The following is an 8,232-nucleotide window of genomic DNA, read 5'->3' as shown; positions in this document are numbered from 1 at the left end:
CCCGGCGCGTCCAGTGGACGAAACAGCCGGGCCGAAGCTGGCGCAGCGCTCCGGTTTTTGCAAGCGCCCTCCGCGGCGCGCCGCAAAAATCGGCTAAGCGCAAGAGGACTGGTCGTTAGGGAGGGTAGGGAGTCCAGAGGGCCTAGGGAGGGGGAGTCGAAACCCCCTCCCTGGCCCTCTGGCCCCAGCGGAGCGAACAAAAAGGAAAAGAAATAGAGTGTTTAACGTGGGGCGGCAAACTATCTGCCTGTTATGCCTGCCCGCTCATACAAAACCGCCCTCCGCGCCGGGTTCCCGGTGTACAGAGGGCGGTTTTGTCATGGGTTAAGGGTTAAGGCTCAGACAATGCCGGTGACGGTGTAGTCCTTGTCCTCCACGGCCTTCTTGAGGACGGCGTCCTCCACATCGGCGTTGAGGGTGACGACGGCGGTGCCGGCGGTGTGGCTGACCTGGGCGCTGTCCACCTGGGGCAGAGCTTCCAGAGCCTTCTTGACGGTGGCCTCGCAGTGGCCGCACATCATGCCTTCAATCTGAATGGTCTTTTGCATGGCGTTTACCTCCGTAGTGTTGATGGGGCACGCGGTCTGCCGGGGAGCCGGAGCAGGGGGCAGGTCCACGGGCCGGATGGGGTTGTCTTTGCGGGCGCTGTGGATGTTGAACAGGTTGAGCCGCAAAGCGTTGGACACGACGCAGAAGCTGGACAGACTCATGGCTGCCGCGCCGAACATGGGATTCAGGGTCAGGCCCAGGGGGATGAACACACCGGCGGCCAGAGGGATGCCGATGATGTTGTAGATGAAGGCCCAGAACAGGTTTTCGTGGATGTTGCGCAACGTGGCGCGGGAGAGCCGGATCAGGGCGGGCACGTCGGACAGACGGCTGTTCATCAGGACCACATCGGCGGCGTCGATGGCCACGTCGGTGCCGGCCCCGATGGCGATGCCGGTGTCGGCCCGGGTCAGGGCGGGGGCGTCGTTGATGCCGTCGCCCACCATGGCCACCTTGCCCTTTTCGCTCAGGGCGCGGATGACGCTCTCCTTGCCGTCGGGCAGCACCCCGGCAATCACCTGATCCACCCCGGCCTGACGGCCGATGGCGTCGGCGGTCTGCTGGTTGTCGCCGGTGAGCATCACCACACGGATGCCCATGTCCCGCAGCTGGCGGATGGCGTCGGGGCTGTCCTCCTTGATGGTGTCGGCCACCGCAATGACACCCAGCAGCCGGCCCTCGCCCCCGAAGAACAGGGGGGTCTTGCCCTGCTGGGCCAGGGTCTGGGCCTGGTCCGCCAGGGCGGCGGGCACCGGCACCAGGGTCTGGATGAAGGCCAGACTGCCGCCGAAGATGCTGCGGCCTTCCAGCTTGGCGGTGAGGCCGTTGCCAGGCAGGGCCTCAAAGTCGGTGACCTGGGGCGGCTGGACCGCCTGGCCGGCGGCGTGGGCCAGCACCGCCCGGGCCAGAGGATGTTCGCTCTTTTGCTCCAGGGCGGCGGCCAGGGTCAGCAGTTCGCTTTCGGTGACGCCGGCGGCGGGCAGCAGGTCGGTGACCTGGGGCTCGCCCCGGGTGATGGTGCCGGTCTTGTCCAGCGCCACGATCTGGGTGCGGCCGGCGGCTTCCAGAGAGGCGGCGGTCTTAAAGAGGATGCCGTTTTTGGCCCCCAGGCCGTTGCCCACCATGATGGCCACCGGGGTGGCCAGGCCCAGGGCGCAGGGACAGCTGATGACCAGCACCGAAATCCCCCGGGCCAGGGCAAAAGCCAGATTCTGGCCCAGCAGCAGCCATACCGCCGTGGTGACCACGGCAATGGCGATGACCACCGGCACAAACACCCCCGACACCCGGTCGGCGATTTTGGCGATGGGGGCCTTGGTGGCGGCGGCGTCGCTGACCATCCGGATGATCTGGGAGAGGGTGGTGTCCTCGCCCACACGGGTGGCCTCACACCGCAGAAAGCCCGACTGGTTGACGGTGGCGGCCGACACGGCGTCGCCGGGGGCCTTGTCCACCGGGATGCTCTCGCCGGTGAGGGCGCTCTCGTTGACGGCGCTGGACCCTTCCAGCACCACCCCGTCCACCGGGATGTTTTCCCCCGGCCGCACCACAAACTGGTCCCCGCGGCGCACCTGCCCGATGGGGACGGTGACCTCCGCCCCCTCCCGCAGGAGGGTGGCGGTCTGGGGGGCCAGCTTCATCAGGCTCTTGAGGGCGCTGGTGGTCTTGCCCTTGCTGCGGGCTTCCAGCATCTTGCCCACCGTGATGAGGGTGAGGATCATGGCGGCCGACTCAAAGTACAGCTCCATCATGTATTCCATCACCCCGGCGCTGTCCCCGTGGAGCTGGGCGCTGGTCATCTGGAACAGGGCGTAGGTGCTCCACACAAAGGAGGCGGTGGACCCCAGGGCCACCAGAGTGTCCATGTTGGGTGCGCCGTGCAGCAGGCTCTTGAAGCCGCTGATGAAAAATTTCTGGTTGATGACCATGACGATCCCCGCCAGCAGCAGCTGAACCAGGCCCACCGCCACATGGTTTCCGGCGAACCAGCCCGGCAAAGGCCAGCCCCACATCATATGACCCATGGAAAAATACATCAGCACCAGCAGAAAGCCCAGAGAAGCCAGCAGCCGCCGCTTGAGCTTGGGGGTCTCGTGGTCGGCCAGGGCGTCCAGATCAGACCCGGCGGGGGCCGCGGCGGGCCCCGCCTGTTTGGGGCTGGCGCCGTAGCCCGCCTCCTGCACCGCCTGGATGATGGCCTGGGGGGAGGCGGTGCCCTCCACCCCCATGGAATTGGTCAGCAGGCTCACCGAACAGGCCGTGACCCCCGGCACCTTGCTGACCGCCTTTTCAACCCGGGCGCTGCAGGCCGCACAGCTCATCCCGGTGACGTTGTATTGCTCCATTGTTTCCTCCCTGCGGCGGGACTTACTTCATCAGCCGCTGGATCACCCGCACCAGCTCGTCCACCGTCTCATATTTGCCGGCCTCCAGGTCGTCCACCACGCAGGTGCGGATGTGCTGGCCCAGCAGCTCCTTGCAGAAGCTGTCCAGCGCCTTGCTCACCGCCGACGCCTGGAACAGGATATCGGGGCAGTAGGCGTCCCGCTCCACCATGCCGCGGATGCCGCGGACCTGGCCCTCCACCCGGTTGAGCCGGTTGATGAGGTCCTGGTACTCCTCGGGGCTGCGGTGGCGGGTGCGGGGAGTGCCGTGCATGGTGGTCACGGGGTAGCCCGCCTGTTCGTCCTCTGCGGCCTCAGCGGCCCCGCAGCAGCACTTCTTTTCTTCTTCCATCATCGAAAAAACCTCTCTTTCGTTGGCTTATGCTCGTATCTGCACCAAAGGAGGCTACCCGTGGGGGTATCCATGGCCCCAGTATAGCACGCTTTCTCCCACAAGACAAGTGGGAAATAATACCTATACCCCCTATAAGTGTGAAAGATGGGTGAAAACGACTGTCCCCCGCCATCCCAAAAAAACAAAAGCGCCCCGACCGTTCGAGTGCATCGTCCGGTCCGGGCGCAAACAGGGGAGAGGTCCCCGTGGTATTTATTTGTAGAACTGCTCCATGAAAGCGATGTCGCTGGCGGCCCGGGCAGGGACTGCCTCCTCCCGCAGGACGGGCAGGCTGGCCTGGGGCAGCTGGCGCAGCATGGCGAAGCCGCCGGCGTAGTCGATGGCGGAATCCTCCAGGCTGGTGGAATAGTGGCTGCCGTCGGGTTTAAAGGCCTGGCCCTTGAAATGGACGGCGGCGATCTTGTCGCCGTACCAGCTGCCCACCTTGTCCCAGATGCGGCGCTGGTCGTCCAGGGCGGCGTTTTCGGCGCCGATGTAGTTGGCCAGATCGCAGATGATCTTCAGGTTGGGGCTGGCTATGGTGTCCAGCACCATCCGGGTGGCCTCGGGGGTGTTCATGGCGTGGTGGTAGACGCACTCGATGCCGAACAGCACCCCTGCTTCCTCGCAGGCGGGCAGAATCTCGCCCAGACTCCGCAGCAGGGCCTCCTGGGCGTCCTGACGGCGGACGCCGGGCTGCTTGGCCATGGGGGTGGTCTCGCTGCCCATGCAGCGGGCCCCCAGAATTTTTGCGTTGCCGATCTGGCTCAGGACCTTGGCCACTTCGGCCTTGCGGCGGTCTTCATCCACATAGCTCAGCTCCACATAGGTGCCGTAGACGGCGATGGAGACCCCGGTGTCCTGGACGGCCTGACGGGTGGCTTCCACCAGCTGGGGGGTGACGTCGCTGTAGCTGGACACCCCTTCCACCGCTTTGGTGTAGGCCAGCTGGGTGCAGGCGAAGCCTGCCTGCCCGATGGCTCCCAGCAGGTCGGCGGGGGTATGGCGGCCGAAGTCGTGGCCCCGGGCGCCGGTGATGAATGCAGGCATGGTTTTTCCCTCCCTCAGCTGAACAGCCGGTTGGTGAACACGTCAAAGGCCCGGGCCCACCAGTGCCACTCGTGGGTCACGTCCTGGCCCCAGATCTCGGTGGATACCGGGATGCCGGCGGCCTTGAGGGCCTCGTCCAGGGCCAGGGTGGAGGCCAGAGCTTCCGGCTCCCGGCCGTCCTGGGCCTGGCCGGCGTACAGGAGAATCTGACGGCCCTGGAGGGCGGCCTTGTCGGCGCTGTCCAGCAGGCCCACCGCCAGAGCGGCCAGGGGACTGTTGCGCAGGGCCAGATCGTCCTCGGCGCCGCCCATCCGGCCGGCCACGTCGTACCGGCCCGACAGGCCGATGGCGCCGCAGAACAGTTCGGGCCGGCGCAGCAGGCAGTTCACCGCCTGGTAGGCGCCCAGGTCGGCGCCCGTCACCCACAGCACCGGCTTGGGGGCGGCGGTCTTTTCAGCCGGCTTGTCCGCCTCGGCCGCGGAGGCGGCTTTGGCAGCGCTGCCGGCGGCGTTCAGGGCAAGGATGCGGGGAACCAGTTCCCCGGTGATGTAGCAGAAGTACTTCTCCTGCATTTCGGCCCGGCGGCGGGGAGACAGACTCCCGTTCAGCAGGCCCTCGGCGTCGATGCTGTCGGCGCAGAACAGCTGAATCCGGCCGTTCTGGATCAGCCAGGCAGCGGCGTCGGGCATGGCGTTGTTCTCCCAGTCGTAGAACCGGCCCCCCTCGCAGGGGAACGCCAGCACCGGCACGCCCGCCGTGCCGTAGACCTTGAACTCCATGTCCCGGCCCAGGGCCGTGCTCCATTCCTTATAATAGATGCCTTCCATCATGATGCAGAGCCTCCTTGCGTCGTTATTTGAACTGATTTTGCTGGGGGTCGTACTGGTAGCCGGCCGCGGCCAGTTTGGCACACAGATCGGCCTGGTCCACGTCCAGGTCCTCGCACAGGGCGTCCAGGGTGGGGTAGTAGTCCCGGAGCTTCAGGTTCACAACGCTCAGCAGCATGACGGGATCGCCGGGCAGCGCCATAGAAAACACCTCTTTCTGCACAATAAAACAAAAAGCCGGCCACGCCAAACGTGACCGGCAACATACACCACAGACTTAGACAGCGCGGGTAATCTTGCCAGCGCGCAGGCAACGGGAGCATGCATAGACGTACTTGGGGGAGCCGTCGACGACCGCCTTGACGCGGCGGACATTGGGCTTCCAGGTACGGTTGGAGCGGCGATGAGAGTGGGAGACCTTGATACCAAAGGTCACGCCCTTGCCGCAGCATTCACACTTAGCCATGATTTTCGCACCTCCTATGAAGTGAAATCAGAAAGGGAATTCAAAACAATACAGTGTAATCAGCCCTATCATTTTACCAGACGCGGCGGAAAAATGCAAGTACCTTTTCAAAAAAGATCGCGGTTTTTTGCAAAGAGGTGGGGTGAGGCCTTGTGCGGCGGTGGAAAAAATAGTATCATGGAACCATCCCCGCGGTGGGCGCAGGCCCCCGGGGGGAGAGTTTAAGGAGCAACGGAGGAACCCAACCCTATGACCATGGGTATCTATTATCTCACCCGGCTGCTGGTGGCGCTGGTGGCCATCCCCTGCCATGAGGCGGGCCATGCGCTGGCCAGCTGGCTGCTGGGCGACCCCACCGCCCGCCAGCACGGGCGGCTGTCCCTGAACCCTCTGCGCCACTTTGACCTGCTGGGCACCATCTGCATGGTGGTGGCGGGGGTAGGCTGGGCAAAGCCGGTCCCCACCGACGCCCGCCGGTTCAAGCATCCCAAGGCCGGCATGGCCATCACCGCCCTGGCGGGCCCGGCGGCCAACCTGATTCTGGCCTATCTGTCCATGGCGGTGTGGAAGGCCGTCTATTACTGGGCCCCCGAAAATGACCTGACCCTGTACGCCACCTACTTTTTACACTATATGGTGCTGATGAATGTGGGCCTGGCGGTGTTCAACCTGATCCCGGTGCCGCCCCTGGACGGCAGCCGGGTGCTGCTGGTGTTTTTGCCCCAGCGGCTGTATTTCGGGGTGATGCGTTACGAAAAGGTGATTCTGGCCATCCTGTTGGCAGTGGTGTGGTACGGCGCCCTCAACGGGCCCATCGCCCTGATGTCCAACGCGGTGTGGGGCCTGCTGTACGAGGGCACCGGCTGGGTGGACCAGCTGGCCTATACCGCCTACTATACCCTCATCGGGACGAAGGTGTGACGGGATGGCAGAATTGACGTTCCATCTGGAGGACTTCGACGGCCCCCTGGAATTGCTGCTGACCCTGGTGCAGGCCCACAAGATGGACCTGCACAACATCCCGATTCTGGCCCTCATTGACCAGTACACCGCGGTGGTCACCGAGGCCCAGATCCAGGAGCCGGACGTGTCCAGCAGCTTCATCGAGATGGCGGCCCGGCTGGTGGAGATGAAGAGCTGGCTGCTGCTGCCCCGCAGCAAGGAGGCCGAACAGCTCAAGCAGGAGCTCACCGGCCGCCTGATTGAATACGACCGGTGCCGCCGCCTGGCGGCCCAGCTGGGGGCCCGGGCGGCAGAGGTGACGGTGTATGTGCGGCCTCCGGCCCGGCTGGAGACCGACCCGCTGTACCCGCTGCACCATTCGGCCCAGATTCTGGCCGACTGCTGGCAGGCCATGGCGGGCCGGGTCAAGCCCCCGCCGGTGAGCCAGGAGACCTTTGAACCCCTGGTGGCGGCCCCCTTTGTGTCGGTGGAGAGCCGGGTGGTGCACATTCTGCGCCGTCTGGCGGCCGGCAAAGCCCGCCGCCTGGACCAGCTGTTCCCGCCGGATCAGGAGGTGTCCGCCACGGTGGCCACCTTTCTGGCGGTGCTGGAACTGGTGCGGGCGGGCCGCCTGGAAATCGCCGAGGACGGGGGTTTGACCATCCGCCGGGGCCGCCTGGCCCGTCCGGCCCCGCCCCCGGCCGAAAAGGAGGAAGGATAAACCATGGAGCATATGGAACTGGAGGCCCTGCTGGAAGCGGTCCTCTTTGCCCACGGGGAGCCGGTGGGGGCGAACAAGCTGGCCGCCGCCCTGGAACTGCCCGAGGCCAAAATCACCGCCGGCCTGGCCGCCCTCCAAAAGCGGTACGAGGCCCCGTCCAGCGGCCTGACCTTGCTGCATCTGGGGGACCACTGGCAGCTGGCCACCAAAAACCAGTATGGCTACTGGGTGCGCAAGGCTCTGGAAACCCGCCGGGCGGTCCCTTTGTCCCCGGCGGCGCTGGAGACATTGACCGTCATCGCCTACAATCAGCCGGTGTCCCGGGCCTTCATTGAACAGGTGCGGGGGGTGGACTCCTCCTCCAGCGTGGCGGGCCTGCTGGAAAAGGGCCTCATCGAGGAGGCGGGCCGGCTGGACCTGCCGGGCCGGCCGGTGAGCTTCCGCACCACCGACCATTTTCTGCGGGTGTTCGGGCTGTCCAGCCTGGAAGACCTGCCGCCCATCCGCGCCGAGGCGGAGGAAGGAAAGGAGGGCCCTGCATGAGCATTCTGGGAGCTTTGGCGGCCTCCGTGCTGTTTGTATTGCGGGCGGTGCTGATTCTGCTGGGGGTGGTGCTGGCCCTGGCTTTGCTGGGACTGGTGATTCCCTTTTGCGCCGATGTGGCGTGGGAGGGCGACCCGGAAGGGGAGACCGACGGCACCCTGGAAGTCCGGGCGGGGGCGCTGGGCCTGACCTTTCCGGTCTGGCGGTATCCCGCGCCCCCCGCGGAGGAAGCTGCTTCCGGCCCGCCGGCAAAACCTGGTTTTTTTGCCCGCGCCTGGTCTAAACTGAAAGAGAAGTGGACCGCCTGGCGCCAGAAGCGGGCGGCGAACAAGCCCCCCCGCCCCAAAAAGCAGAAA

Annotated in this window: 9 protein-coding genes and 1 pseudogene; 4 read left to right on the top strand and 6 right to left on the bottom strand. The window is 65.5% G+C overall.

The features are described 5' to 3' along the window. Positions 1-338 precede the first annotated feature (338 nt). The 6 genes from B5F27_RS15305 to rpmB all read right to left on the bottom strand — a co-directional run bounded on the left by B5F27_RS15305 (position 339) and on the right by rpmB (position 5,670). Positions 339-2,894, bottom strand: coding sequence for a heavy metal translocating P-type ATPase (locus tag B5F27_RS15305; RefSeq protein WP_087368941.1), 2,556 nt, complete (start codon positions 2,892-2,894; stop codon positions 339-341). A gap of 22 nt (positions 2,895-2,916) precedes the next feature. Beyond that, a complete protein-coding gene (locus tag B5F27_RS15300) occupies positions 2,917-3,288 on the bottom strand; it encodes a metal-sensing transcriptional repressor (protein ID WP_087249451.1) in 372 nt (123 codons plus the stop codon). Positions 3,289-3,540: 252 nt separating this feature from the next. Continuing rightward, positions 3,541-4,377, bottom strand: a complete 837-nt coding sequence (locus tag B5F27_RS15295) for a TIM barrel protein (protein ID WP_087368940.1) — start codon at positions 4,375-4,377, stop codon at positions 3,541-3,543. 14 nt (positions 4,378-4,391) lie between these two features. Then, entirely contained in the window at positions 4,392-5,207 is an 816-nt protein-coding gene (locus B5F27_RS15290; RefSeq protein ID WP_087368939.1) for a hypothetical protein, read from the bottom strand. A gap of 22 nt (positions 5,208-5,229) precedes the next feature. Continuing rightward, positions 5,230-5,406 (bottom strand): DUF4250 domain-containing protein, encoded by a 177-nt coding sequence (locus B5F27_RS15285; protein ID WP_087249457.1) that lies wholly within the window; start codon positions 5,404-5,406, stop codon positions 5,230-5,232. A gap of 75 nt (positions 5,407-5,481) precedes the next feature. Next, positions 5,482-5,670, bottom strand: coding sequence for a 50S ribosomal protein L28 (gene rpmB / locus B5F27_RS15280; RefSeq protein WP_087249459.1), 189 nt, complete (start codon positions 5,668-5,670; stop codon positions 5,482-5,484). A gap of 249 nt (positions 5,671-5,919) precedes the next feature. Here rpmB and B5F27_RS15275 point away from each other — a divergent pair, with 249 nt between their 5' ends. The 4 genes and pseudogenes from B5F27_RS15275 to B5F27_RS15260 form a co-directional block, all read left to right on the top strand. Next, the gene (locus B5F27_RS15275; RefSeq protein ID WP_087249461.1) at positions 5,920-6,591 is read left to right on the top strand and encodes a site-2 protease family protein; all 672 of its coding nucleotides are present in this window, start codon (positions 5,920-5,922) and stop codon (positions 6,589-6,591) included. Between the two features lie 4 nt (positions 6,592-6,595). Then, the gene (locus tag B5F27_RS15270; protein WP_087368938.1) at positions 6,596-7,333 is read left to right on the top strand and encodes a ScpA family protein; all 738 of its coding nucleotides are present in this window, start codon (positions 6,596-6,598) and stop codon (positions 7,331-7,333) included. A 3-nt stretch (positions 7,334-7,336) separates the two neighbouring features. Continuing rightward, a complete protein-coding gene (gene scpB / locus B5F27_RS15265) occupies positions 7,337-7,876 on the top strand; it encodes an SMC-Scp complex subunit ScpB (protein ID WP_087368937.1) in 540 nt (179 codons plus the stop codon). After that, a pseudogene (locus B5F27_RS15260) lies at positions 7,873-8,232 on the top strand (hypothetical protein); the annotation flags it as partial. The gene scpB and the pseudogene B5F27_RS15260, both read left to right, overlap by 4 nt.

The sequence above is a fragment of the Faecalibacterium sp. An192 genome, from assembly GCF_002160175.1.
GTDB lineage: Bacteria > Bacillota > Clostridia > Oscillospirales > Ruminococcaceae > Faecalibacterium.
This window is presented reverse-complemented; position numbering and strand designations above follow the sequence as displayed.